This is a genomic window from Mesorhizobium sp. M0227, from assembly GCF_040321855.1.
GTDB lineage: Bacteria > Pseudomonadota > Alphaproteobacteria > Rhizobiales > Rhizobiaceae > Mesorhizobium.
In genome coordinates this window covers 420,296-442,747 of sequence record NZ_JAMYSJ010000001.1, presented here as the reverse complement: position 1 = coordinate 442,747, position 22,452 = coordinate 420,296, and the positions used below count along the sequence as shown (strand labels likewise).

General features: G+C 64.7%; 22 protein-coding genes. 11 read left to right on the top strand and 11 right to left on the bottom strand.

All coding sequences use genetic code 11. The features are described from left to right. Positions 1-9: 9 nt before the first annotated feature. The 7 genes from NKJ00_RS01945 to NKJ00_RS01915 form a co-directional block, all read right to left on the bottom strand. Positions 10-1,413 carry an FAD-binding oxidoreductase gene (locus NKJ00_RS01945; RefSeq protein ID WP_352440071.1) on the bottom strand — a complete coding sequence of 468 codons (1,404 nt, stop codon included), beginning with the start codon at positions 1,411-1,413 and terminating at the stop codon, positions 10-12. A gap of 145 nt (positions 1,414-1,558) precedes the next feature. Beyond that, positions 1,559-2,818, bottom strand: coding sequence for an ABC transporter substrate-binding protein (locus tag NKJ00_RS01940; protein WP_127327037.1), 1,260 nt, complete (start codon positions 2,816-2,818; stop codon positions 1,559-1,561). A gap of 48 nt (positions 2,819-2,866) precedes the next feature. Continuing rightward, positions 2,867-3,295 (bottom strand): DUF4440 domain-containing protein, encoded by a 429-nt coding sequence (locus NKJ00_RS01935; RefSeq protein WP_023808818.1) that lies wholly within the window; start codon positions 3,293-3,295, stop codon positions 2,867-2,869. Next, positions 3,292-4,347, bottom strand: coding sequence for an aldo/keto reductase (locus NKJ00_RS01930; RefSeq protein WP_128302375.1), 1,056 nt, complete (start codon positions 4,345-4,347; stop codon positions 3,292-3,294). Before NKJ00_RS01930 ends, NKJ00_RS01935 begins: the two co-directional genes overlap by 4 nt. Then, positions 4,344-4,697, bottom strand: a complete 354-nt coding sequence (locus NKJ00_RS01925) for a TIGR04076 family protein (protein ID WP_128302374.1) — start codon at positions 4,695-4,697, stop codon at positions 4,344-4,346. The genes NKJ00_RS01930 and NKJ00_RS01925 overlap by 4 nt, the downstream gene beginning before the upstream one ends. Position 4,698: 1 nt before the next feature. Next, the gene (locus tag NKJ00_RS01920; protein ID WP_352609325.1) at positions 4,699-5,181 is read right to left on the bottom strand and encodes a DUF3830 family protein; all 483 of its coding nucleotides are present in this window, start codon (positions 5,179-5,181) and stop codon (positions 4,699-4,701) included. After that, positions 5,178-5,912, bottom strand: coding sequence for a GntR family transcriptional regulator (locus NKJ00_RS01915; protein ID WP_127327034.1), 735 nt, complete (start codon positions 5,910-5,912; stop codon positions 5,178-5,180). The genes NKJ00_RS01920 and NKJ00_RS01915 overlap by 4 nt, the downstream gene beginning before the upstream one ends. 126 nt (positions 5,913-6,038) lie before the next feature. Here NKJ00_RS01915 and NKJ00_RS01910 point away from each other — a divergent pair, with 126 nt between their 5' ends. The 5 genes from NKJ00_RS01910 to NKJ00_RS01890 are packed head-to-tail and all read left to right on the top strand — an operon-like array spanning position 6,039 to position 10,768. Next, complete coding sequence (locus tag NKJ00_RS01910; RefSeq protein ID WP_352609324.1) at positions 6,039-6,836, top strand: ABC transporter ATP-binding protein; 798 nt, start codon at positions 6,039-6,041, stop codon at positions 6,834-6,836. Further along, on the top strand, positions 6,833-7,582 hold the full coding sequence (locus tag NKJ00_RS01905) for a branched-chain amino acid ABC transporter ATP-binding protein (RefSeq protein WP_128302371.1): 750 nt from the start codon (positions 6,833-6,835) through the stop codon (positions 7,580-7,582). Before NKJ00_RS01910 ends, NKJ00_RS01905 begins: the two co-directional genes overlap by 4 nt. Next, positions 7,579-8,487 carry a branched-chain amino acid ABC transporter permease gene (locus NKJ00_RS01900; protein ID WP_128302370.1) on the top strand — a complete coding sequence of 303 codons (909 nt, stop codon included), beginning with the start codon at positions 7,579-7,581 and terminating at the stop codon, positions 8,485-8,487. Before NKJ00_RS01905 ends, NKJ00_RS01900 begins: the two co-directional genes overlap by 4 nt. Beyond that, positions 8,484-9,467, top strand: a complete 984-nt coding sequence (locus NKJ00_RS01895) for a branched-chain amino acid ABC transporter permease (RefSeq protein ID WP_352628750.1) — start codon at positions 8,484-8,486, stop codon at positions 9,465-9,467. Before NKJ00_RS01900 ends, NKJ00_RS01895 begins: the two co-directional genes overlap by 4 nt. After that, positions 9,464-10,768, top strand: a complete 1,305-nt coding sequence (locus NKJ00_RS01890) for an NAD(P)/FAD-dependent oxidoreductase (protein WP_352628498.1) — start codon at positions 9,464-9,466, stop codon at positions 10,766-10,768. The genes NKJ00_RS01895 and NKJ00_RS01890 overlap by 4 nt, the downstream gene beginning before the upstream one ends. Here NKJ00_RS01890 and NKJ00_RS01885 read toward each other — a convergent pair. Genes NKJ00_RS01885 through NKJ00_RS01870 form a run of 4 tightly spaced genes read right to left on the bottom strand, consistent with a single transcriptional unit; the run spans position 10,765 to position 15,108 of the window. Next, positions 10,765-11,433 carry a GntR family transcriptional regulator gene (locus NKJ00_RS01885; protein WP_352628496.1) on the bottom strand — a complete coding sequence of 223 codons (669 nt, stop codon included), beginning with the start codon at positions 11,431-11,433 and terminating at the stop codon, positions 10,765-10,767. The genes NKJ00_RS01890 and NKJ00_RS01885 overlap by 4 nt on opposite strands. 13 nt (positions 11,434-11,446) lie before the next feature. Continuing rightward, positions 11,447-12,757 carry an aspartate aminotransferase family protein gene (locus NKJ00_RS01880; protein ID WP_031212279.1) on the bottom strand — a complete coding sequence of 437 codons (1,311 nt, stop codon included), beginning with the start codon at positions 12,755-12,757 and terminating at the stop codon, positions 11,447-11,449. Beyond that, the gene (locus NKJ00_RS01875) at positions 12,758-13,816 is read right to left on the bottom strand and encodes a phosphotransferase (RefSeq protein ID WP_023808830.1); all 1,059 of its coding nucleotides are present in this window, start codon (positions 13,814-13,816) and stop codon (positions 12,758-12,760) included. Next, the gene (locus tag NKJ00_RS01870; RefSeq protein WP_164892806.1) at positions 13,813-15,108 is read right to left on the bottom strand and encodes an ArgE/DapE family deacylase; all 1,296 of its coding nucleotides are present in this window, start codon (positions 15,106-15,108) and stop codon (positions 13,813-13,815) included. Before NKJ00_RS01870 ends, NKJ00_RS01875 begins: the two co-directional genes overlap by 4 nt. A 168-nt stretch (positions 15,109-15,276) precedes the next feature. On the opposite strand from NKJ00_RS01870, the gene NKJ00_RS01865 reads away from it, so the two are divergent. The 6 genes from NKJ00_RS01865 (at position 15,277) to NKJ00_RS01840 (ending at position 22,451) form a co-directional block, all read left to right on the top strand. Continuing rightward, positions 15,277-15,978 (top strand): GNAT family N-acetyltransferase, encoded by a 702-nt coding sequence (locus tag NKJ00_RS01865; protein WP_245273050.1) that lies wholly within the window; start codon positions 15,277-15,279, stop codon positions 15,976-15,978. Beyond that, positions 15,975-18,701: a winged helix-turn-helix domain-containing protein gene (locus NKJ00_RS01860; protein ID WP_352628492.1), complete on the top strand. Its 2,727-nt coding sequence runs from the start codon at positions 15,975-15,977 to the stop codon at positions 18,699-18,701. Before NKJ00_RS01865 ends, NKJ00_RS01860 begins: the two co-directional genes overlap by 4 nt. A gap of 82 nt (positions 18,702-18,783) precedes the next feature. Beyond that, complete coding sequence (locus NKJ00_RS01855) at positions 18,784-19,905, top strand: histone deacetylase-like amidohydrolase (RefSeq protein WP_023808834.1); 1,122 nt, start codon at positions 18,784-18,786, stop codon at positions 19,903-19,905. Continuing rightward, the gene (urtB, locus tag NKJ00_RS01850; RefSeq protein ID WP_352628490.1) at positions 19,850-20,767 is read left to right on the top strand and encodes an urea ABC transporter permease subunit UrtB; all 918 of its coding nucleotides are present in this window, start codon (positions 19,850-19,852) and stop codon (positions 20,765-20,767) included. Before NKJ00_RS01855 ends, urtB begins: the two co-directional genes overlap by 56 nt. Further along, complete coding sequence (locus NKJ00_RS01845) at positions 20,764-21,750, top strand: branched-chain amino acid ABC transporter permease (protein WP_023808836.1); 987 nt, start codon at positions 20,764-20,766, stop codon at positions 21,748-21,750. The genes urtB and NKJ00_RS01845 overlap by 4 nt, the downstream gene beginning before the upstream one ends. Then, on the top strand, positions 21,747-22,451 hold the full coding sequence (locus tag NKJ00_RS01840) for an ATP-binding cassette domain-containing protein (protein ID WP_023808837.1): 705 nt from the start codon (positions 21,747-21,749) through the stop codon (positions 22,449-22,451). Before NKJ00_RS01845 ends, NKJ00_RS01840 begins: the two co-directional genes overlap by 4 nt. Position 22,452 lies beyond the last annotated feature (1 nt).

The window sequence follows — 22,452 nt, the reverse complement described above, 5'->3', positions numbered from 1 at the left end:
GGGCAATCGTCATCGGGAGAAGGCGGTCGGGTTGAGGTCGAAGACCCGTCCCCGATTGAGGATGTTTCTGGGGTCAAGGGCTGTCTTCAGCCGCCGCATCGTGGCGATCTCGGCGTCGCTGCGGACCAGATGCAGCCACTTCTTCTTGTCGAGGCCGATGCCGTGTTCGGCCGAAACGCCGCCGCCGGCCGCCGCCACGCCGCGATAGACGATGTCATATGCCGCCGCCGCATCGACCGTGCGGACCTGGTAATGCAGATTGCCGTCGCCGAGATGGCCGAAGAAATAGATGTCGGCGCCGGGATCGACGGCGTGGATGGCTGCGTCCGCCTCTTGCAGGAACGCTCCCATGCGGGCCAACGGGATGCTGATGTCGACGCCGATCAAACCCTTGATCGAAAACAGGACGCGATTGGCGTCCTCCCGCACGTCCCACAGAGCGCGAAACTCGCGCGGCGATTGCGAGACCACCACATCGTCGATGACACCGTCTTCGACCAACTGCATCAACACCTCGGCGAAGCGCTCGCCGTCGCGTTCCGGCTGACTGCCCTGGATCTCGGCCAGCAGATAGACGGGCGAGCCTGCCGGCAGCGGCGCCGGCATAGCCATGCTGGCGACCATGAGGTCATAGAGCGGTGCGAAGTTGACCTCATAGGCGGACAGGAGCGGGCCGAGCTTTTGCCGCAGCAGCCCAAGCAGGGCGATTGCCGCATCGAGCGAAGAGAGCGCGCAGAAAGCGTTCACCTCGGACGCCGGCTTGGGATGCAGCCTGAGCGCGGCGCGGGTGACCACGCCGAGCGTTCCTTCCGTGCCGATAAAGAGCTGACTGAGGTCGTAGCCGGAATTGTCCTTGGGCAAGCCCTTGAGCGAGGTCATCACGCTGCCATCGGCAAGCACGGCTTCCAGTCCCAGAACCTGAGCGCGGTACATGCCGTAACGCAGCACGCGGATGCCGCCGGCATTGGTGGCGATGTTGCCGCCGACCGTCGCGGAGCCGCGTGCGCCGATATCGACGCCGAACATCAGCCCGGCGCTGTCGGCCGCCTCCTGCACCGCCTGCAGCGTCGCGCCCGCTTCGGCGACGATGCTAGCAGCCTGGCGATCCGGAACGGCGAGGTCGGTCATGCGCTCCAACGACAGCACCACCTCGCCCGGCTGCACACGGGCGGCGCCTGCCAGGCTGGTGCGTCCTCCCTGGACGACAACCGGCTGGCTGAGATCGTTGCAAACCGCCAGCGCTGCCGCGACACCTTGTGTGTCGCGCGGGCGCAGCACCGCTTCGGGAAGCGCCCCCAGCTTGCCGTCGGGATCGTCACGATAGCGCTGATCCACCTCCGGACCGGCGAGCACGCCGCCCGCGCCCAGCCGGTCGCCGAGCGCAGAGAGGAGCTGTTGGATTTCAGGCGACATCGGCCGATCCTATCCATGATCGCCTGCCGGTCAAACGCTCGTCCACGCAAAGCGACGTCGTCCGTGCCCGTGGTAATGCAAAACAGGACAATCGTCCGGTATCGACCACGATGGGATCGTGATCGATACCGGAGAATAGGTAGTCTTACTGAAGTTTCGCTTGCAGGGCGTTGACGTCGTCGGTGGTCATTTCACCGTCGGTCGCCACCTTGCCATCGACGATCTTCCACAGCCGGAACGGGCCGGTGATGTCGCCATATTTGTCGAAGGCGACAGGGCCGATGACGCCTTCATAGCGGATCGGCTTGCCGTCCTTGATCAGGCCAAGCGCCTTGGCGAACTCTTCCTTGCCGGCAAAGATCGGCGTGCCGGCCGGATCGACCGCCTTGTACATCGCGTCCTTGATCTTGGCCGGATCCTCCGAACCGGCAATGGCGATGGCGAGGCCAACAATCGCGCCGGCGTCATAGGAACGGTCGGCTGCCGGATTGGTCGGTTCGATGCCGGAGAATTCCTTGTAGTTCTTGGTGAAGTACTCTGTCGAAGCGGTCGGGCTGGTGCCGGACGAGGTGCCGTAGGCTTCCTTCAGATAGTCGGCGCCGACGGACTCGATGAAATCAGGGCTGTTCATGCCGTCATTGAGGAGGAATTTCTGCACGCCGCCCTGCGAGATCCAGGTACGGGCGACCGTTGCACCGTCGACCGGCGTGCTGACGAGATAGAGCCCGTCCGGTTCGCCGGCCATCGCCGCCGTGACTTCGGAGGCATAGCTCGACTGCTTCTCGTTATAGGGCGTGTCGGAGACGATGGTGCCGCCGAGCGCTTTATAGGCACGCGAGAATTCGGCCACCATGTTGACGCCGAAATCGTTGTTGACGTGGATGATCGACAGTTTCTTGAAACCCTTGTCGACGGCGTATTTGGCGGCGGCGACGCCCTGCAGCGCATCCGAGGTGATGGTGCGGAAGAAGATGCCGTTGGTCTTGCCGTCGCGGCCGAGCGCGGTCAGCGTCGGCGAGGACGAAGCCGGCGAGACCTGGACGATCTTGGCTGGCGCGGTGACGGAGGTCAGGATCGGGATCGACACAGACGAGATGATGCCGCCGATGATGACCGGCACCTTCTTGACCTGAACCAGCTGGGTGGCTGCGTCGACCGCTATGTTGCCCTGGCTCTGGCTGTCGCGCGTATCGGTGACGAGATCGCAGCCGCGCACACCGCCGGCTCCGTTGATGTCGCGGAAGGCCATCTCGACCGACTTGGCCCCGGCCTGACCGTATTCGCCGGCCGGGCCGGTCAGTTCCATGACGAGGCCGACGGTGATCTTGCAATCGGCTGCCTGCGCGGCACCCGCCATCGTGACGAGGGCGAGCGCGGTGGTGAGTTGGAGTATCGTCTTTGTCATTGTTGTTCCCCTTTCGTTACTCTACTGTATTTGAATTCTGGAGCCTGTTCAGCGTTCCGGCACCTGCAGCCAGGTCTCATGCAGATGTCGCCATTCGACGCCGTTGGGCGCCGATGAACTGGTGGTGAAGACGGCGCTCGACTGGCGGCGGCTGTGCTTGCCTGCGCGCAGCTGCGCTTCGACATAAAGGACGACGATGGTATCGGCGTCCTGCCAGCCGGGCCGGATGTCCTCGATCGAAATGGCAAAACCGTCGTCGCAAGAGGCGCGGCTTGAGCGGACATGGTCGACGACCGCTTCGCGATCGAGGACCTGCCCGTCCGGCGCCACCATGCTGAGGTCTTTACCCATGGCGCGTTCGAAGCGGCCGAAGTCCACCGTGTTGGCGCGCGCGGCGACGAACCAGTCGACGAAGAAGCGGTGCAGGTCGATGATTTCGGCGCTGGCGCGTGAAAACAGGGAGGGTTCGCCGCTCATTTCTTCCCCGCATTGAGGTTGTAGTGCATGATCGAACCGTGGCGTCCGTGGCGGTCGCGCTCCAGCGTGTAGACGTCGCCCTCCAGGCCCGTGCCTTGCGCGATGACGGCCGCAATCCGCGCCCGGTCCTCGGCGTCAAGCGCCACGTCCATGATTTTCGCATTGGCAATGGCGTGCGCCTGGTTGCGGGCACCGACGATGACAGCCGCCACTTGCGGCTGTTCCAGCACCCAGGCGCTGGCGATGGTGGCAATGTCGACGCCGTGGCGGTCGCCAATGGCTTTCAGTGCCTGAAGCAGGTGCTGGAACAGATCCCAGCCGCCGAAATCATCGATGATCAGCTTGTATTTGACCAGCGAGCGGTTTTCGAGCGGCGTGGCGGGTTCGGCCGCACCGAGCCATTTGTCGCTGAGGAAGCCGCCGGCAACCGAGCCGTAACAGAGGAAGCCGACGCCGTTCTGTTTTGCGAGTGCCGCCAGGCTGTTGCCCGGCCGCTGGTCGAGCACGGAATACTGCAGCTGTTGACTGACAAGCGGGATGCCGGCGGCGAGGATTTCGGTGAGCCGCGGCGTATCGAAATTGGTGGTGCCGAGATTGCGCACCTTGCCTTCCAGCCGAAGCTCGTTGAGCCAGCCCATCGCCTCGACATAGCGAGGCTGCGCATAGTCCCACCAGTGGAACTGGACGAGATCGAGCCGCTCGGCCTTCAGCCGCCGCAATGACTGGTCGACGATGCCCCTGATGTAGTCGCGGCTGATGCTGGCCAGCCGTTCCAGGTCGGGCACCAGCTTGGTGTGCACCTTCATCCGGGCGGCGACGTCGAGGCCGCGCTCGCTGGCCAGCCGCAGGCGCGCCGCGCCGATGAGCTCCTCGACACCGGTGTAGATGTCGGCGCAATCATAGGTCCAGATGCCGGCATCGAAGGTGGCGATCAGATCGGCAACCGCTTGGCTGCGGTCGATGGCGCCGTGGCCGCCGGCCAGCTGCCAGCCGCCGCGAATGACGCGCGAGATGGTGTAGCCGGGGCCGAGTTCGAAGGTCTTGGCGGTCATGTCAGGTCATCCTCCTTCGGCAGCGGCACCGCTGTGGTCTCGGCGTGGCTGAACCGTCGCTTGGCCACCCTGACAATCCGGAGGCGGCTGGCGCAATTGGGATCGGGACAAGCGATCTCGGCGTCCGATGTCATCCAGTCGTTCGGGTGGGTCGGGCGCTGCTTGGCCGCCAGCAGCGGCAAGACGGCGGCGAGCGAATAAATCGAAAAGCCCTGCCCTGCCGGCATCGACAGCATCTCGCCCTTGAGCTCGAAATAGTCACCGGCCCTGGCGCCGCAATAGATCGGCTTGCCCTCCGGGATGACCACCTCGACGCGAAGATCGAACAGCTCGAAACTGTCGTCGGCCATGTCAAGCCTCCACCAGACTGAAGGTGACATCGCAGGCGCCGTTGCGCCGGATGCCGCCGCAAGCGGCGGCGAACTGATCGCGCTCCCCGGCACGCACCTGCGCCACCACGCTGCCGGCCAGCCAGCCGATCGGGAACAGGAGCCGCGCACCCTGGCCGTAATAGAGGCCGATGTCGAAGATCGCATTGGGATTGCCGCCCCACATGCGTGGCGGCACATAGGACAGCACGATGTCGCCCGGCTGCGGGTTCAGCGTTGCGTTCTCGGCCGGCAGCGGTTTTGCATAGGCCTGGTCCTCGAGGTCGGCTGGTGGAACCGGACAGGAAATCTCCGGCCCCGTCCACATCGCGTGGATGCCCGGAACAACGCGTGGCGTGCCGAGATAGGCCAAGAGGAAGGCAGCGTTTTCCGGTGCCTTCTCGGGCAGCAACAATGCGGTGACGGAAAGCTGCGAGCGCGGCTCGGTGATCCTGATGGCGGTCATGTCTGGTCTTTCGCGGCGGCGGCCTGCAGCTTGCTGCGCAGGAAGGTGAAGGGGCGGCTGATGTCGGCGACCAGTGATTCACGCGCGGCCTGCGCATCCTGCGTGGACAGCGCCGTGACGATGCGGCGGTGATACTGGGCGGTGTCGACTTCGCCGGCCTCCGAGAAGGCATAGATAGCGACGCGGATGCAGGGGCCCGATTGCAGCCACAGGCTCTCGATCATCGGGATCAGCACGGCCGAGCCGCAGGAGCGGTAGATCTCGAAATGAAAGCTCTGATTGAGCGTCACTTCGCGATCGACGTCCTTCTTGTGTTTCAGCGCCCGCATCTCGTCCCATTCGCCGAGAATGGTTTCGATGGTGGCGATCTGGCGCGGACCCATGCGGGCGGCGGCCAGCGCGATCGCTTCGCCCTCGATCAGGATGCGGGCACGCAAGAGATCATCGAGGCGTTCCAATGTGATCGGCGGCACACGCACCGAACGGTTGGGCAGCGCCTCCAGCGCCTTTTCCGTGATCAGCCGGCCGAGCGCCTCGCGCACCGGCATGGTCGAAGTGACCAGCGCATCGGCCAGGCCACGGATGGTCAACACCTGGCTCGGCTCGAACAGGCCGCCGATCAAGGCACGGCGCAGTTCGGAGTAGACGCGGTCCTGCACCGTTTCGCGGCCGACCGGCGCAAGTTGGGCCGCGATCGCCTCGTTGTTCTTTTCGATGGCAGCCTTTTGCATGGAATTCCGTTCTTGGCCGGTTTTCGGCTTGCGGATGAAATTAAAGCCGAATAGCGTGATCAAAGCAAGTGTGATCACAAATCATAATCAGAAGGCGGCAACGATCGTCTTCGGCCAGAGGGTTTGATGAGCGAGGCAACCAAACGGCAAGGGGAAACCCGCGCGCCGGTTCTGACGGCAAGAAATGTCGTCAGGCGGTTCGGCGGCCTTGTCGCGGTCAACGATGTCTCGTTTGAAGTCAAAGCGGGAGAAATCCTCGGCCTGATCGGCCCCAACGGCGCCGGCAAGACGACGATGTTCGACCTGCTTGCCGGAAGCATCCTGCCGACCAGCGGTGAAATCCTTCTCAACGGTACGCCAGTCTCGGGCGAAGCCGCACATCTGCGCATCGGACGCGGTCTCGGCCGCACCTTCCAGATACCGCGCCCGCTGCCCAATCTGACGCTGATCGAAAACATCATGCTGGCGGCACAAGGTCAGGCCGGCGAAAAGCTGCTCGCCAATTTCGTGACGCCATGGCGCGTCGCCGCGCAGGAAAGAGCCGCCAGGACAAAGGCGCTCGAACTGCTGGAACTGGTCACCCTCACCCGCCTCGCACATGAGCCGGCGCGCGTGCTTTCCGGCGGCCAGCGCAAGCTCCTCGAACTCGCCCGCGTCATGATGGCCGACCCGGCGATCATCCTGCTCGACGAACCGGCCGCCGGAGTCAACGCGACGCTGCTCGAAGTCATCATCGAACGCATCCGCGACATCAATGCGCGCGGCATCACCTTCCTGCTAATCGAGCACAATATCGACATGGTGACGCGGCTTTGCCATCGCGTCCTCGTCATGGCGAGCGGCCAGCTGCTCAGCGAAGGCACGGCAGAGGAAGTCGCCCGCGACCCACGTGTCATCGAGGCCTATCTCGGAGGCGCGGCATGAGCGAGATCGTCCTCGATGTCCGCGACCTCGAGGCCGGCTACGAGCCCGGCGTGCCGATCGTGCGCGGCGCCTCGATCATCGTCGCCAAGGGTGAGATCGTCGTCGTGCTGGGCCCCAACGGCGCCGGCAAGTCGAGCTTCATCAAGGCAATCGCCGGCCTCGTCCCGATCACCGGCGGCACGGTGTTTCTGGACGGCAAGGACATCACGGCCGCGCCTGCCCACACCATGGTTCGGCTCGGGCTTGCCTTCGTGCCGCAGACCGAAAACATCTTTCCGCTGATGTCGGTCGAGGACAATCTCAAAGTCGCCTGCGGCATCCTCGAACGGCGCGAGATCCCTGGCCGCATCGAGGAGATGTATTCGGCCTTCCCCGATCTCGTGCGCCAGCGTCGCACCGCCGCCGGCAATTTGTCGGGCGGGCAGCGGCAGATGCTGGCCGTCGCGCGCGCGCTGATCGTCCACCCCAAAGTGCTGGTTCTGGACGAGCCGTCGGCCGGCCTGTCGCCGAAATTCGTCTCGATGGTGTTCGAGATGCTGGCCGGCATCCGCAAGTCCGGCGTCACCATCCTTTTGGTCGAGCAGAATGCCAAGGCGGCACTCGCCATCGGCGACCGCGCCTATGTGCTGGTCGAAGGCAAGGACCGGCACGAGGGCATCGCCTCCGAACTATGGAACGATCCGGTGGTCGCCGAACTCTATCTTGGCCAGCGCCCCCGTAAGGCCGACACGGGAGGTGCGGCATGAGCCTGCAATTTGTCGTCGACGGATTGCTGACGGGTTCGATGATCGGCCTCGGCGCCATCGGCGTGACGCTCACCTATTCGATCCTGCGCTTCTCGAACTTTGCCCATGGCGACTTCATGGCCTGGGGAACCTATGCGACGCTGGCCGTCGTCAGCGCCATCGGCGCGACAGTCGGCAAGGTGGCGCCGATCGCACCGTTGTCCTTCGGCTGGCCGCTCATTGTTGCGCTCGCTATCGGCATGGCCTTCACCGCGCTCTTGGCGCTGCTGCTCGACAAGGTGCTGTTTTCGCGGCTTCGCTCGCAAGGCCAGGCGATCATCGTGGTGATGGCGAGCTTCGGCGCCTCGATGGCGCTGAGAAGCTTGCTCGAATTCACTTTCACCTCGCGGCCGACCTATTTCAGCCGGGCAATCCAGATCGCCATGCCGGTCGGCTTCGGCATCCGCATCACGCCCGACCAGATCGCCCTGCTGCTACTGACCGCGGTGCTGGTGCTCGGCGTGCATCTGTTGATGACGCGCACGCAAACCGGCCGCTCGATGCAGGCCCTGAGCCAGAACGCGGCACTGGCCCGCATCGTCGGCATCGATGTCGCCAGCGTGGTGCGCGTCACCTGGGTCATCGGCGGGGCGCTGGCCTGCGTGGCCGGCGTGATGATCGGCATTCTGGTGCAGATCCGCCCGTTCATGGGTTTCGACATGCTGCTGCCGATGTTCGCTGCCGCCATTCTCGGCGGCATCGGCAGCATTCCTGGCGCGGTGCTCGGTGGCTTGATCATCGGGTTCGCCGAAGCCGGTGCAGTACAGCTGATCGGAGCCGAGTGGCGCGCCGCCGTCTCCTTCATCATCCTGATGGCGGTGCTGTTCGTGCGGCCTATCGGCCTGTTTGGTGTGAGGGAACGCTGATGGACCTGCTCGGCTACGGCGCCTTCTTCCTGACCACCGCGCTGATCTTTTCGCTGGTCACGCTGGGGCTCAATCTGCAATGGGGGCTGACCGGCCTGTTCAATGTCGGCCTCGCCGGCTTCGTCGCCATCGGCGCCTATACATCGGCGCTGCTGACCACACCGGACGATGCCGCGCGGCTGGGCGGCTTCGGCCTGCCGATCCTTGTCGGCTGGGCGGGCGCCATGGTCGTCGGCGGCATCGCCGCGGCCCTTACCGGCATGGCGACGCTGCGGCTCAGGTCCGACTATCTGGCGATCACCACCTTCGGCGTTGCCGTCGTCGTGCAACTGGTCGCGCTCAACGCGCAGAAACTGACCGGCGGTCCGTTCGGCATCGGCTTCATTCCGCGCCCCTTCGGCAGCCTTGCCGAGACGCCTCTGCTATTCAACCTATCGAACCTCGCCGTCGTCTCGGTGGTGACACTGATCGCCTATCTCGCTCTGGAGCATCTGTCGCGCAGCCCGTGGGGACGCGTGCTGAAAGCGCTGCGCGAGGATGAGCGGGCGGCGATCTCGCTTGGCAAGAGCGCGCGTTTCTATCGCGTCCAGGCCTTTGCCGTGGGCGGCGCCATCATGGCGCTGGCCGGCGCGCTGCAGGCGCATTTCACCGGCTTCATCGCGCCGGACAATTACCTGCCGATCCTCACCTTCCAGGTGTGGGTGATGCTGATCGTCGGCGGCTCTGGCAGCAATCTCGGCGCCGTCATCGGCAGCATCCTGGTGTGGGCGATATGGGCCGGATCGGGCACGTTGACCAGCATCCTGTTCCCGCCGGAACAGCAGGCGCGCGCTGCCGCGCTGCAGATCGCCGCCATCGGTGTCATGCTCTGCGTCATCCTGCTGATCCGGCCCAACGGCCTGTTCGGCGACAGGCCGCGGCGGCCATGGTTCGGCAAGCGGGCGAAGGTGGCTTCGACCCAGAGCAGTTCCGGCTCATGAATGCCGTGATCCGGCAGGAGGCGCGAGGCGCGTCGCTGTGGCATGCCGTCAGCCGCAACCGCCGCGAGCGACCGACGCTGCAAGGCGGGCTCGATGTCGACCTGGCCATGGTCGGCGGCGGCTTTTCCGGCCTTTCAACCGCGCTGCACGCCGCGGGCAAAGGACTTTCCGTCGCCGTTCTCGAAGCCGAAATCATCGCCTGGGGTGCGACCGGCAGGAATGCCGGCTTCGTCGTGCCGAACTTCGCCAAGATGGATCCGGGCGACATATTGGCCCAGCTCGGACCTTCGCGCGGCGAAAGGCTGATCGATTTCGCCGCCGGCAGCGCCGACCTGGTTTTCCGCCTGATCCGGCAGCACGGCATCGACTGCGACGCCGTGCAGAACGGATGGATCCAGCCGGCGCATTCGCCTGCCGCCTTCGAGAAGGTCAAGTCACGTGCCGGGCAATGGGCACAGCTTGGCCGGCCGGCAGTCCCATTGGATCGGCAGGAAGTCGAAGCCCTGACGGGCGTGCCAGGCTATGTCGGCGGCTGGATGGATCGCTCCGGTGGCGTGCTCAATCCGGTCGCCTATGCGCGCGGGCTCGCCGATGCGGCGGAGAAAGCCGGCGCGAAGATCTTCGAGCAGACGCGCGTCACCTCGGTTGATCGCACAGCCGATGGCTGGATGCTGAAAACGCCGGCGGGATCGGTGCGCGCCGCAAAGGTGCTGATCGCCACCAACGCCTATGGCTGGTCCCTCAATCCATCATTGCAGCGAACCTATTTCCCGCTCAAGGTTTTCCAGATCGCCACGGCGCCGCTGCCGCCCGAAATCCGCGCGCGCCTCTTGCCCGGTGGGCAAGGTGTCGGCGACACCAGGCGCAATCTCTTCACCTTCCGCTTCGACGCCGACAACCGGCTGATCAGCGGCGGCATGCACATCCTTGGCACCGGTGCCGACACGCGCGTACCGCAGACGATCTGGCGAAGGCTTGGCCGACATCTCAATCTGCCCGACCTGCCGCCACTCGCCTATAGCTGGTCGGGAATGGCCGCGGTCGAACCGGATTTCCTGCCGCACCTAATCGACCTCGGCCCAGGCCTGATCGCCGGGCGCGCCTGCAACGGCCGCGGCATCGCCATGACCACGGCGATGGGCAAGGTTTTGGCGGACTGGGCCTCTGGAACCGAGGCCCGCGACCTGTCGCTGCCCTTTGCGCCGCCGGCGCCAATCCCGTTCCATGCCTTGCTGCGGCACGCGCCCAACATGCTGCTCGGCTGGAGCATGCTGCGCGATCGGCTGGACAGGATGAGCTAGGCCGACAGTAGCTTGGCAGCGTCAAGGTTTGCCGACAGCACGGCGGCCGCCATCGCGATGTCCTCTTCTATGAAGACCCGCACAGTGGGACCGCTGCGCCGCTCCAGCGCGGCGACGATCTTGCGATGCGCGTCGTTGGACTGCGGGATGTAGCGATCGGCCTGCATCAGCAGCTTGAGATAAGGCCCAACCCGCCCCCAGAGGTCGCGGATCATGTTGAGCAGGATCGGCGCGCCGGCATGCTGGTAGATGGCGAAGTGGAACGCCTCGTTCAACGAGAGATAGGCCCTGGCGTCGCCGGCCTCGATGGCACGCTGCATGCCGGCGAGCGTCGCCTGTATGTCAGCCAGTCCGCTTTCGCTCATCCTGGTCGCCGCCATCTCGCCCGCCAGTCCCTCGACGGCGATACGGATGCGCGTCAGTTCCTCGAAGGCGGGCGCGGACAGCAACGGCACGATGACCGAGCGGTTGTTCTGCATCTCGAGCAGTCGCTCGGCGACAAGCCGCTGCAGCGCCTCGCGGATTGGCGTCGTCGAGATGCCGAACGTTTCGGCGAGCTTGCGGATGACCAGCGTCTGCCCCGGGCTGAAGCCGCCTGAAATCAACTCCTGCTTGAGCGCGCCATAGGCGCGGTCATTCAGGGTTTGATGTTCGAGCTTCAGCATGCGTTCGGCCCGATCACCAGTTCGACAGCGCGCGATCGAGCGTCTCGGCCAGTTGCTCGGCATTGTCCCTGGCAAACGGCAGTGGCGGCCTCATCTTCAGCACATTGCCGCGCGGACCGCAGGACGAGATCAGCACGCCGTCCTCGCGCATGGCTTCGACGACCGCCGATGTCTTGGTGGCGGCCAGCGCCTCGTCACCGTCCGCCGTCAGCTCGACACCGAAATAGAGGCCGTTATGCCTGATATCGGCGACCGCGCCATGCCGGCTCTGCAGGGTGCGCAGCAGTTCACTCGTATACGCGCCGACATTGCGCGCATTCTCGATCAGCCCCTCGCCCTCGATCACCGCCAGCACGGCGAGACCGACGGCGGCAGCAACCGGATTGCCGCCGAAAGTGTTGAAATAACCGGTGTTCGAGCCGAACGAAGCGACTAGCTGCGGCCGCACGAGCACGGCGCCCATCGGGTGTCCATCGCCGATCGGCTTGCCCATCGTGACGATGTCGGGCTCGATGCCATAATTGGCGAAACCCCACATGCCTTGGCCAAGCCGGCCGAAGCCGGACTGGACCTCATCGGCGATGACGATGCCGCCGGCCTTTCTGACGTGATCCACCGCCTCGCGCATCACCGCCGCATCGGGAAAGAAGATGCCGTCGCTGGAAAAGGCCGAGTCGAGAAGGAGTGCGGCCGGCTTGATATCTTTTACGCGCATGTCCTCGATGGCGGCGGCGACATTTTTTGCGAAAACATTCGCGGCCCGGCCATGGTCGCGGAACGTGTCCGGCGCCGACACGGTGCGGTGCTGCGCGCGCACGCCCTTTGCTCCGACCGCCGCCGGCGACAGTTGCGCCGTCGCGATGGTGGCGCCGTGATAAGCGAAGTCGGTGATGATCACGCCGGTGCCGCCGCTGGAATGCTGGGCGATGCGGATGGCGAGGTCGTTGGCCTCGCTTCCGGTGCAGGTGAACATGGCGTGGCCAAGATGGGCCGGAACGGTGCCGAGCAGTTTTTCCGCGTAATCGAGGATGATCTCGCTGAGATAGCGCGTGTGGGTGTTGAGCGTGGCGGCCTGTCCGGACAGCGCCTCGACAACGCGCGGGTGGCAGTGGCCGACCGAGGCGACGTTGTTATAGGCGTCGAGGAATTTACGGCCCTGGGCATCGTAGAGCCACACACCGCTGCCGCGCACCAGATGAATAGGGTTGCGGTAGAAGGCGCGATAGGTCGGCCCAAGCAGCCTGGCGCGGCGTTCAAGCAGCGCGCGCTCCGATGCAGCCGCGTCGGCATTTGAAGGATATGGCGAGGACTGGGACACGAGCATTTACTCCGGATTGGAATGGTCGAGAAAATAGCGGCGGGCATCGGTGGATGACAGACCATCCAGCTTTTCGAGCGAGGCCCAGACCTCGGTGGCGAGGCGCAGCACATAGTCGCGCTTGGCCGGGAAGCGCTCGGCCTGCCAACTGGCGATGTTGACGATGAGCGCAAGCCGGGCACGGATCAGATCGAAGAGAATGCCGATCTCTTCCTCCTCCAGCAGCTGAACCGATTGATAGCCGGCGACGAAGCGCGCGGCCGGCGCCAACGGATGGCCTTGCGCCGGCCAGCGATAGACGGCGCCGATGGCGAGGTCGCAGATCAGCGGCGAATGGATCATGTCGCCGAAATCGAGGATGCCGCTGACGACCTCCGGCCGCGACGCGTCCATCACCACATTGTAGGAGTTCATGTCGTTGTGGACGATCTGGGCGCGCAGGGTCGGAATGATTGGCGCCGCATGCTGCTCGAAGGAGTCGATCGCGCGCTCGACCATCGCCCTCCGGCCCGGATCAGTGATGTGCACCGTCATCGGTCGTATCTTGGCGACCTTGCGGATATCCCAGAGCAGGTCGCTGCCGGCGGCCGGGTGGAAGAAACCGCGCAGCGCCCGGCCAAGGCGGGCGAGGAAGATCCCGAGATTGCGATCCTGCGCATCGGAAGTCGGCGAGCGCGACAGCAGCTGACCGGGCAGATAAGTCACCAGCCGGACGATGCGCGGTGCCGATCCACCAACACTGGCCGTAAATTGCGCTTCGCCCTCAAGGCTTTTGCGCACCGAGGGAACCGGCAAGGTGGGGTCGACTGCAAGGATGTGGTCGAGCGCCTTGTTCTGGAAGTCGGTGAAGCCGGCCTCTTCCGCCGGATGGGAAACCTTGAGGACGAACTCGCCCTCGCCGTCGGTCTGGATGTGGAAGTTATGGTCGCGTTCGCCAGGCAATGGACGCGCGGTGCCGGTCAGCCCGTAGTGCCGGCGCACGATGGCAAGCGCGTCGGTCGTCGAGACATGGGGCGCGTCCTCGGCGAGCGTTTCGCCGAAAGCATCGGGGACGGCTGCATTCATGGCTTGGCCTCGATAGGTTCGAGGCCGCACCAGTCGGCGATGAACAGCGCGATCGTCTGGGTGACCTTGCGCACCGAGTCGAGATCGACGGCCTCGTCATAGCCGTGCGGCATGCGGCAGATCGGGCCGTAGACGATCGCCGGCGTTTCAGCATAGAGGCCGAAGAAGCGCGCATCAGTGGTCGCCGAGGTGACGTGCTCCGTCAGCGGCTCGCCCCACACGGCGGTGTGGCTGCGGCGCAGCACCGCTTCCATCTCGTCGGCGCCTTCCAGCACATAGCCCTCGGCCATGAAGCCGTTGTAGGTCATCATCGGTGGGCGATTGGCCAGGAACGGATCGGCACGCGCCGCTTCGGCGATACAGGCCTCAAGCTCGGCCCTGGCGTCTTCGAGCCTCTGGCCGGGATAGGTGGCGACGCGCATCTCGAAGACACAGCGCGCCGGAACGCTCGATGTCCATTCGCCCCCTTCGATCTTGCCGAGATTGAAGCGGATCGGGTGCGGGTGATCATGGAAATGCTTGTCGTCGACCTTGCGCGCGTTCCAGACGATTTCGAGCTGCTTCAGCGCCTGGATGATGACAAATGCCTTTTCGATGGCATTGGCCCCGGCAGAAAATGCACCCGACGCATGCTGGGGATCGCCGTCGACCTCGACCCGGAACCAGATCGGCCCGACCTGCGCCCGCATCAGCCTCGGCTCCAGCGGTTCGGGAATGAAGGCGGCGTCGGCGCGGTAGCCGCGCTGCAGACAGGCAAGCGCGCCATTGCCGGTGCATTCTTCCTCGACCACCGACTGGAGATACAAGTTCGCGGCCGGCTGATAGCCAAGGCTGCGCAATGCGGCCAGCGCATAGAGGCAGGCGGACAGGCCGGCCTTCATGTCGCCGGCGCCGCGGCCATGCATCCAGCCGTCCTCGATCACCGGATCGTAGGGATCGCGCACCCAGCGGTCGAGTGGCCCTGTCGGCACGACATCGATATGGCCGTTGAGGATCAGCGAGCGGCCGGTCGCGTTTCGCGGCGTATGCGTGGCAACGACATTGAAGGCGTCGTCATAAGAAACTGCCACGGGTGAAAAACCCGGCAGGTCGCGAATCGCATCGACATCGACGCGCCACATGTCGACGGCATAGCCGTCAGCCTCAAAGGCAGCCGCCATGAACGATTGTGCGGCATGTTCCTCACCACGCTGCGAAGGAAAACGCACGAGGTCTTGCAGAAACGCTACCTGCCGCGCGAAGCCGCCATCGACCGCGCTGAGAATGGCCTCGTCCGCAATCCGCTCAGGCATTATGTTTCACTTTCATCTGAATGGTGTATCATATCTCATATGCCATTTTTGTGAAATGCAAGAGGCATACGCGCCAAACTTTCAGTCCAGGACTTGCCGTTCAATGCTGCCATGGTCTGGGGAGTTGGCATCGGATGCAGCAAGCCGATACTGCTATCTCTGGAAGACATGACGAGGAATGCGTTGATCACCGAAGACACGATGCCGGCCGAAATCACCGATCTCGCCATTGGCTACCATCGCCTGCCGGCGGGCAAGCTTGCCAATGCGGTGACGTGGATGGAGGCGCGCTCGCCGCAGCCCGATCTCGCGCACCCCTTGGCCATGACACGGATCACGCCCCCCGACTGCGCTTCCTACCGGGCGATTTTCCTAGAGATCGGCGCGCCCTGGCTTTGGGACCGTGTTTCCGAAATGTCCGATGCCGAAATCACCGAGCATTTCGCCGACCCGCGCCAGCATCTCTACTACGGCCATGACGAGACCGGCGCGCATCTCGGTATGGTCGAATTCTTCGTCGCCGACAGCAGCGAGATCGAGATCACCTATTTTGGCCTGTTCCCGTCCCTGACCGGCAGGGGTTTCGGCAAACGGCTGATGGCCGGGGCACTGGACCTCGCATGGCGTCTCAACCCGAGCCGCATCTGGCTGCATACAAGCAGCTTCGATCATCACAGTGTCATCGGGTTCTACAGTGCCTGCGGGTTCGTCCCCTTCGCGACCGGATTTGAGATCATCGACGATCCCCGGATCAAGGGAACCTTGCCGCGCGATGCCGCACCGCAGATTCCGCTGATCGAAACGGAGTGGAGCAATGGCAAGGGAGCCGCGCTTTCGCGGAAAAGCGGCAGGTTGCACGGACCTAGATGAGAACAGCTCCGCAATCCGTCAGCCAAGCGTCGCCGCACCATCGCCGATGGGTGCGCCGCGAGACCATCCTGTCGACGCTGGAGCGCCACATCGACACGCGGATCGTGCTGTTCGCCGCGCCCGCCGGCTTCGGCAAATCGACGACAATGGCGCAATGGGCCACGGAGGTCGCGCGCCACGGTCGGCTGACCGCATGGCTATCCTGCGAGGCAACCGACAATGACGAGGGCGCCTTCCTGTCGCATCTGGTGGGCGCGCTCCGCCATCTCGTCCAGAGCCCAGCGGAACTCGACCTTGCCTTCCAGTCCAGCCCGATCCCCCAGCTCGATGTCATGCTCGCGGCACTGGTCACGGGCCTTGCAGCGCGCGAAGCTGACATCACGCTGTTCTTCGACGACTACCACGCTGTCGAGGCGACGGCGGTGAAGCGGTTCATGGAGCGCCTGACCCGGCAGGCGCCGGCAAACGTCGCCTTCGTCATCGGCTCGCGCAGCCTGCCCGATCTGCAACTCGGCAAGCTCAGGGTGCTGGGCGACATCTTCGAAATCGGCCCCGACGATCTGCGTTTCGCCTCGTCCGAGGCCGAGGCTTTCTTCAACGAGAAGCTGGGCCTGAGCGTCAGCAGCGGCACAGTGGAGACCTTGTGCTCGCGTACCGAAGGATGGGCCGCCGGCCTGCAGCTCGCCTCGCTCTCGCTGAGTGCCGCACACGCACCCGAAACCTTCATCGGCAATTTTACCGGCGCCAACCGCAACGTCGCCGACTTCCTGATGGGCGAAGTGTTTCTGGAGCTGCCGCCGGCAATCGCAAAATTCCTGCTCTACAGTTCGATCTTCGAACGCTTCAGCGCCGAAGCCTGCCGGGCGGTGATGCGCGCGGCGGATGCCGAGGCGGCGATTACCGAGATCGAGACGCGCAACCTGTTCCTGGTGCCGCTCGATGAAGAGCGACGCTGGTTCCGCTACCATCATCTGTTCCGCGATTTCCTCAGCCGCGAAATGGAACGGCGCGAACCGGAGATGATCGCGCCGCTGCATCTGGCGGCCGCCGAATGGTTCGGCGAACGCAAGATGCTGACCGAGGCGATCGGGTACGCGCTGGCCGCCGGCGACCAGGCACGCGCGGCGGTATTCGTCGAAAACAACGCGCTCGACCTCATCGCCCAGTGCCAGCTTCTCTACGTGCGCCAGCTGCTCGCGCTGCTGCCTAGGAAACTGATCGACCAGCGCATCCGGCTGCAACTGGTGGTGCTTTGGCTGGCGGTGCACAGCAGCCAACCCGAGATTGCCCAGCAGACGCTGAGCAATGCGCGCAAGCTGGTCGAGACCGGACCGACTGACAGCAATGACCCAGGCACCATGACCGGCACAACGATCGAGGCCGAACTGGTGGTTCTCGCCGCTGCCGTCCACAGCACGCTGGAGCAGTTCGATCAGGCGCGCGACACAGCACTTGCGGCCCTGCGCGTCATCTCACCCGATGCCTGGTTCATGGAAGGCGCGACCGCCAATGTCATCGGCTACAACCTCTATGCGCTGGGTGACCTCGAAGGTGCCCGCGCCGCGATCGATGCGGCGCGACGGGCGCATGAGCGAAGCGGCAGCCTGCTCGGCGTCACCATTGCCAATTGCTACATGGCCGTTGTCGAGCGTTCGGCGGGCCGCTTGCCCGCCGCCGAGCGGCTGCTGCGCAACGCCATCATCGAGGCCAGGGCGCGGATCGGTGCTAATTCCTATGCCGAGGCCTTGGCCGGAACGCTGCTAGCCGAGCTCGCCTACGAGACCAATGCGTCGGGCGAAGCGCTGACCCTGGTCGAGAATCTCGGCCCGCAGATCGAGGGCGCGGCGGTCATCGTCTATCCCCTTGCCAGCGTGCCGACCTATGCCCGTGTGCTGCAGCTGACCGGTCGCACCGAAGCCGCACTGGACATGCTGGAGCGCGTCTATCAACGCGTGCGCGGCACGGTGTATCGCCGCCTGGCATCGATGATCATGCATGACCGCGTACGTGTGCTGCTCGACCAGAACCGCAATGCCGAGGCGCGCGCGCTGCTGGCCGAGCATCGCGGCGAAGAGACCGAGACTTCGACGGTCATCACCACCGCAAACGAGTTCGAGTTCTTTGCCGAGGGCCGTTTGCTGACGGCGGAAAAATCCTATGCCAATGCAGCGGGGGTTTTCGACGCGCTTCTGGAGCGCACGAGAACCAGCGGGCGCATGCGTCGCCATATATTGGCGCTGATCCTGCGAGCCAAAGCGGCCAGCGCTGCCCACGACCAACGCGAGGCAGACCGCAATCTCCTCGATGCGTTGCGTCTCGCCCAACCTTCCGGCTTCATCCGTTCCTTCGTCGACGAGGGAAGGTCTGTCGTCGAAGGGTTGATGCGGCTGCGTGCTGCCCAGGCGAAGACCGACCCCGCGCTGTCAGCCTATGCCACGCGCATCATCGATGCAGCGCAGGCGATGCCCGTGGCGGCGCGCAAGCTGGCCGCACCAGCCGCTGAGAAGGAACAGCTCACCCAGCGCGAGGCCGAACTGCTGCGCTATCTCACTGAGGGCATGTCCAATCGCGATATCGCCTTGGCGCTGTCGGTGAGCGAAACCACGGTGAAATGGCACCTGAAGAACATTTTCGGCAAGCTTGCGGTATCCAACCGGGTGCAGGCGGTGCGCGCCGCGCAAGGGTCAGCAGGCGCCTATACCCCTCCGAAAGGAGGGGCATAGATACAGGCGCAGCCCCTCTTTCGGGTCGGGCCACATGATCGTTAGCCTGCTAGCGTCACCTGGTTTTTAGAGGACGCTGCGAATGGCGACAGGCTACGTTTTTCACGAACAGCTGATGTGGCATGACACCGGCTCCAGCGCCGACATGATGCCTCCCGGCCGTTTCGTGGAACCCGGCCGCCATCTGGAATCCCCTGGCTCGAAGCGGCGGCTGAACAACCTCATCCAGGTCAGCGGCCTGTCGCGCCATCTCGTCCCGATTATCCCCGAGCCGGTCTCGGTCGAGGACCTGTTGCGCGTCCACACGCAACGTCACGTTGACGACATCAGGATGCTCAGCGAGCGCGGCTCCGGTTTCGCCGGGCCGCAGGCGCCAATCGGCCTCAACAGCTTCGACATCGCGCTGCTGTCTGCCGGCACCACCTATGCCGCGATGCGCGCCGTGCTGACCGGACGCGTCGACAATGCCTATGCGCTGGCGCGGCCGCCGGGGCACCATGCCGAGCCTGATCAGGCGATGGGCAACTGCCTGTTCTCCAACATCGGCGTCGCTGTCCGCCGGCTGCAGCATGAAGGCCTGCTTGGCCGCGCCGCAGTGGTCGACTGGGATGTGCACCACGGCAACGGCACCGAGACGGTGTTCTATTCCGACCCGTCGGTGCTGACCATTTCCTTGCATCAGGACAATCTCTACCCGACCGGGCGCGGTGCGCTGGCCGACAACGGCAAAGATGCCGGCGAAGGCTACAACATAAACATACCGCTGCCGGCGGGCAGCGGCACCGGCGCCTATGAAGCGACTTTCGACCGTGTCGTCGCGCCGGCGCTGCGTGCCTACAGACCGGACCTCGTCATCGTCGCGTCCGGCTTCGATGCGTCCGGCTTTGATCCGCTCGGCCGCATGATGCTCAACAGCGAATGCTTCAGGCGGCTCGCCGCGCGCATGGTGGCGCTGGCCGCCGAAACTTCGCAAGGGCGCCTGATGATGACCCATGAGGGCGGCTACTCCGAGGGCTATGTGCCGTTCTGCGGCCATGCCGTCATCGAGACTCTGGCCAACCATCGCACCGAAGTGGTCGACCCGTTGTCGGAGCATATCGACGAATGGGCGGGGCAGGATCTGCAGTCGCATCAGGCCGCGGCGATCGATGCCGCCGAAGGCCTGCTCGCCGGCCTGCGCCAACGTCTCGCCAGTGCGGCCTGACGCGATGGATTTTCTCATCACCACGCTGCTCAATGCGCTGACGCTGATCAGTATCCTGATGCTGGTCGGGCTCGGGCTGGCGATCAGCTTCGGGCTGATGAACGTGACCAATTTGGCGCATGGCGAGTTCGTCACCGTCGGCGCTTTCGCGGTTTATTTCGTCCAGAGCGTGGGCGGCTCGTTCTGGCTGGGCCTGGCGGCGGCGCCCGTTGCCGGCGCGGTGGTCGGCTGTATCCTCGAGTTCGCCATCATCCGCCATCTCTATTCCAGGCCGGTCTCGACCGTGCTTGCCACCTGGGGCGTCAGCCTGATCCTGCAGCAAGGGCTGGAACTGATCTTCGGGCTCGGCGCCAAGCCGGTGACGCCGCCGATCGAGGGCACGCTCGATCTTTTCTTTACCGTCTATCCGGCCTACCGGCTGATCCTGATCGGCATTGCCATGCTGACCTTGCTCGGCGTCATCCTGTTGATCAGCCGGACGCCCTTCGGTCTCGACATCCGCACCGTCATCCAGAACCGCGAGATGGCCGAAGGCGTCGGCATCAATACCCGGCGCACCTACGCCATCGCCTTCACCTTCGGCGCGGCAATCGCCGGCCTTGCCGGCGGACTGGTCGCACCGCTGGCAATCGTGCTGCCGCAGATGGGGGTGAACTATCTCGCCAACGCCTTCTTCGTCGTCATCGTCGGTGGTGTCGGCTCGATCGGCGGCCTTGTCGCCGGCAGCGTCTTCGTCGGCGGACTGACCAGCATCCTCAATTATCAGATTTCGCCGTCGCTGGCGCAGGCGATCGTGCTGCTGGCTGCCATCGTCGCTGTCCGTCTGCGGCCCAACGGCCTGTTCAACGGAGCGTCGCGATGATCGCCCGCGACCGCAACTGGCTGATGATCTTTGCCGTCTGCGTGGCGCTCGCGATCATCTATCCGTTCTTTGCCGGCGGCTATCAGTTGACGGTGATCCGCGACGCGCTGATCTTCGGCCTGTTCGCGGCGAGCCTCGACTTCTTCTGGGGCCGCACCGGAATCCTGTGTTTCGGCCACGCCGCCTTCTTCGGCATCGGCGGCTACATCATGGCGCTGGTTACGCTCAATGATGCCATCCCCTTCGGAAGCCTGCTTGGCATCATCGGTGCGGTGGCGGGTGCGGCCTTCGTCGCCGCCATCATCGGCTACTTCCTGTTCTTCGGCGGCATTCGTGGCAGCTATTTCACCATCGTCACGCTGGCCATGGGCGTCATCTGCCAGCAGGCCGCGGTTTCCTGGAGTTCGGTCACCGGCGGCGACAGCGGCCTGATCGGCATTCCGCCGATCGAGTTCGATCTTGGCGGCCTGCATGTCGATCTGAGCCAGGATCTGCCCTCCTATATCTTCGTCTCGGCTATCGTCGCCGTGACGGTGCTGGCGCTGTGGTCGATCAGCCGCGGCCGCTGGGGCACGGTGCTGACCGCAATCCAGGACAATGAAGTCCGGGCGGCCGCGCTCGGCCACAATGCGCCGTTGCGGCTGCTCGTTACTTTCGTCTTGTCGGCGGCGATCGCCGGACTTGCCGGCGCGCTCTATGTCTGCATGGCAGGACTGGTGGCGCCCGACCTGTCCGGACTGCTCCTGTCGACGGAGGTGATCGTCTGGGTGGCGGTCGGCGGGCGCGGCACGCTGCTTGGGCCAGTACTGGGCGCCATCTTCATTCAGCGCGCGCAGCAGACGATCAGCAGCTTCAACCCGAGCCTGTGGCCCCTTCTGCTCGGCTGTGTCTTCGTCATCATCGTCTTCGTCCTGCCGGATGGCATCCTGTCGATCTACGCGCGGCTGAAAGGCCTGTTCAAGGGCGGGAGGCGCGCGCAATGAGCGACATCCTGCTGCAGGCCGAGAACGTCGGTATCCGCTTTGGCGGGCTGCAGGCGCTGGAGGCTCTGAACCTCACGGTGCGCGACAAGGAACTCTGCTGCATCATCGGGCCGAACGGCGCTGGCAAGAGCACCTTCCTCAACGTGCTGACCGGCACGCTGCGTCCGACCAGCGGCAGCGTGCGCTTCCTCGGCCACGACATAGCCGGCTTGCCGCTGCATCGCATCGCCCGGCTCGGCATTGCCCGCAAGTTCCAGATCCCCTCTGTCTTCCCGAGCCTCTCGGTGGAGGATAATCTCAAGGTCGCGCGCTGGGGGGCGCCTTCGCCTGCGCGCCCGGTTGGCGAACTCTTGGAGCTGGTCGCGCTGACCAACCGCGCCGCCACGTTGGCCGGCGAACTCGCGCATGGCCAGAAGCAATGGCTGGAGATCGGCATGGCGTTGGCGATAGAGCCGCGCCTGCTGTTGCTCGATGAACCCACTGCCGGCATGACGCCGCAGGAGACGCTGGCGACGGCGCAGATGCTGCTGCGACTCAAAGGTGAATTCTCGATCGTTGCCGTCGAGCACGACATCCGCTTCGTGCGGGCGCTGAACTGCGAGACGTTGGTGCTGCATCAGGGACGCCGGCTGCGCAGCGGTCCTTTCCATGACATCGAGACCGACGAGATGGTCCGCGATGTCTATCTGGGGAGGCGCTGAT

Bases quoted from the DNA above. Each gene is read 5' to 3' on its own strand.
- NKJ00_RS01865 (WP_245273050.1), top strand. From the start codon at position 15,277: ATGACGAGGAATGCGTTGATCACCGAAGACACGATGCCGGCCGAAATC.
- NKJ00_RS01845 (WP_023808836.1), top strand. From the start codon at position 20,764: ATGATCGCCCGCGACCGCAACTGGCTGATGATCTTTGCCGTCTGCGTG.
- NKJ00_RS01870 (WP_164892806.1), bottom strand. From the start codon at position 15,108: ATGCCTGAGCGGATTGCGGACGAGGCCATTCTCAGCGCGGTCGATGGC.
- NKJ00_RS01925 (WP_128302374.1), bottom strand. From the start codon at position 4,697: ATGGCCGACGACAGTTTCGAGCTGTTCGATCTTCGCGTCGAGGTGGTC.
- NKJ00_RS01890 (WP_352628498.1), top strand. From the start codon at position 9,464: ATGAATGCCGTGATCCGGCAGGAGGCGCGAGGCGCGTCGCTGTGGCAT.
- NKJ00_RS01945 (WP_352440071.1), bottom strand. From the start codon at position 1,413: ATGTCGCCTGAAATCCAACAGCTCCTCTCTGCGCTCGGCGACCGGCTG.
- NKJ00_RS01880 (WP_031212279.1), bottom strand. From the start codon at position 12,757: ATGCTCGTGTCCCAGTCCTCGCCATATCCTTCAAATGCCGACGCGGCT.
- NKJ00_RS01885 (WP_352628496.1), bottom strand. From the start codon at position 11,433: ATGCTGAAGCTCGAACATCAAACCCTGAATGACCGCGCCTATGGCGCG.
- NKJ00_RS01940 (WP_127327037.1), bottom strand. From the start codon at position 2,818: ATGACAAAGACGATACTCCAACTCACCACCGCGCTCGCCCTCGTCACG.
- NKJ00_RS01915 (WP_127327034.1), bottom strand. From the start codon at position 5,912: ATGCAAAAGGCTGCCATCGAAAAGAACAACGAGGCGATCGCGGCCCAA.
- NKJ00_RS01935 (WP_023808818.1), bottom strand. From the start codon at position 3,295: ATGAGCGGCGAACCCTCCCTGTTTTCACGCGCCAGCGCCGAAATCATC.
- NKJ00_RS01840 (WP_023808837.1), top strand. From the start codon at position 21,747: ATGAGCGACATCCTGCTGCAGGCCGAGAACGTCGGTATCCGCTTTGGC.
- NKJ00_RS01910 (WP_352609324.1), top strand. From the start codon at position 6,039: ATGAGCGAGGCAACCAAACGGCAAGGGGAAACCCGCGCGCCGGTTCTG.
- NKJ00_RS01930 (WP_128302375.1), bottom strand. From the start codon at position 4,347: ATGACCGCCAAGACCTTCGAACTCGGCCCCGGCTACACCATCTCGCGC.
- NKJ00_RS01920 (WP_352609325.1), bottom strand. From the start codon at position 5,181: ATGACCGCCATCAGGATCACCGAGCCGCGCTCGCAGCTTTCCGTCACC.
- urtB (WP_352628490.1), top strand. From the start codon at position 19,850: ATGCCGCCGAAGGCCTGCTCGCCGGCCTGCGCCAACGTCTCGCCAGTG.
- NKJ00_RS01905 (WP_128302371.1), top strand. From the start codon at position 6,833: ATGAGCGAGATCGTCCTCGATGTCCGCGACCTCGAGGCCGGCTACGAG.
- NKJ00_RS01855 (WP_023808834.1), top strand. From the start codon at position 18,784: ATGGCGACAGGCTACGTTTTTCACGAACAGCTGATGTGGCATGACACC.
- NKJ00_RS01875 (WP_023808830.1), bottom strand. From the start codon at position 13,816: ATGAATGCAGCCGTCCCCGATGCTTTCGGCGAAACGCTCGCCGAGGAC.
- NKJ00_RS01860 (WP_352628492.1), top strand. From the start codon at position 15,975: ATGAGAACAGCTCCGCAATCCGTCAGCCAAGCGTCGCCGCACCATCGC.
- NKJ00_RS01900 (WP_128302370.1), top strand. From the start codon at position 7,579: ATGAGCCTGCAATTTGTCGTCGACGGATTGCTGACGGGTTCGATGATC.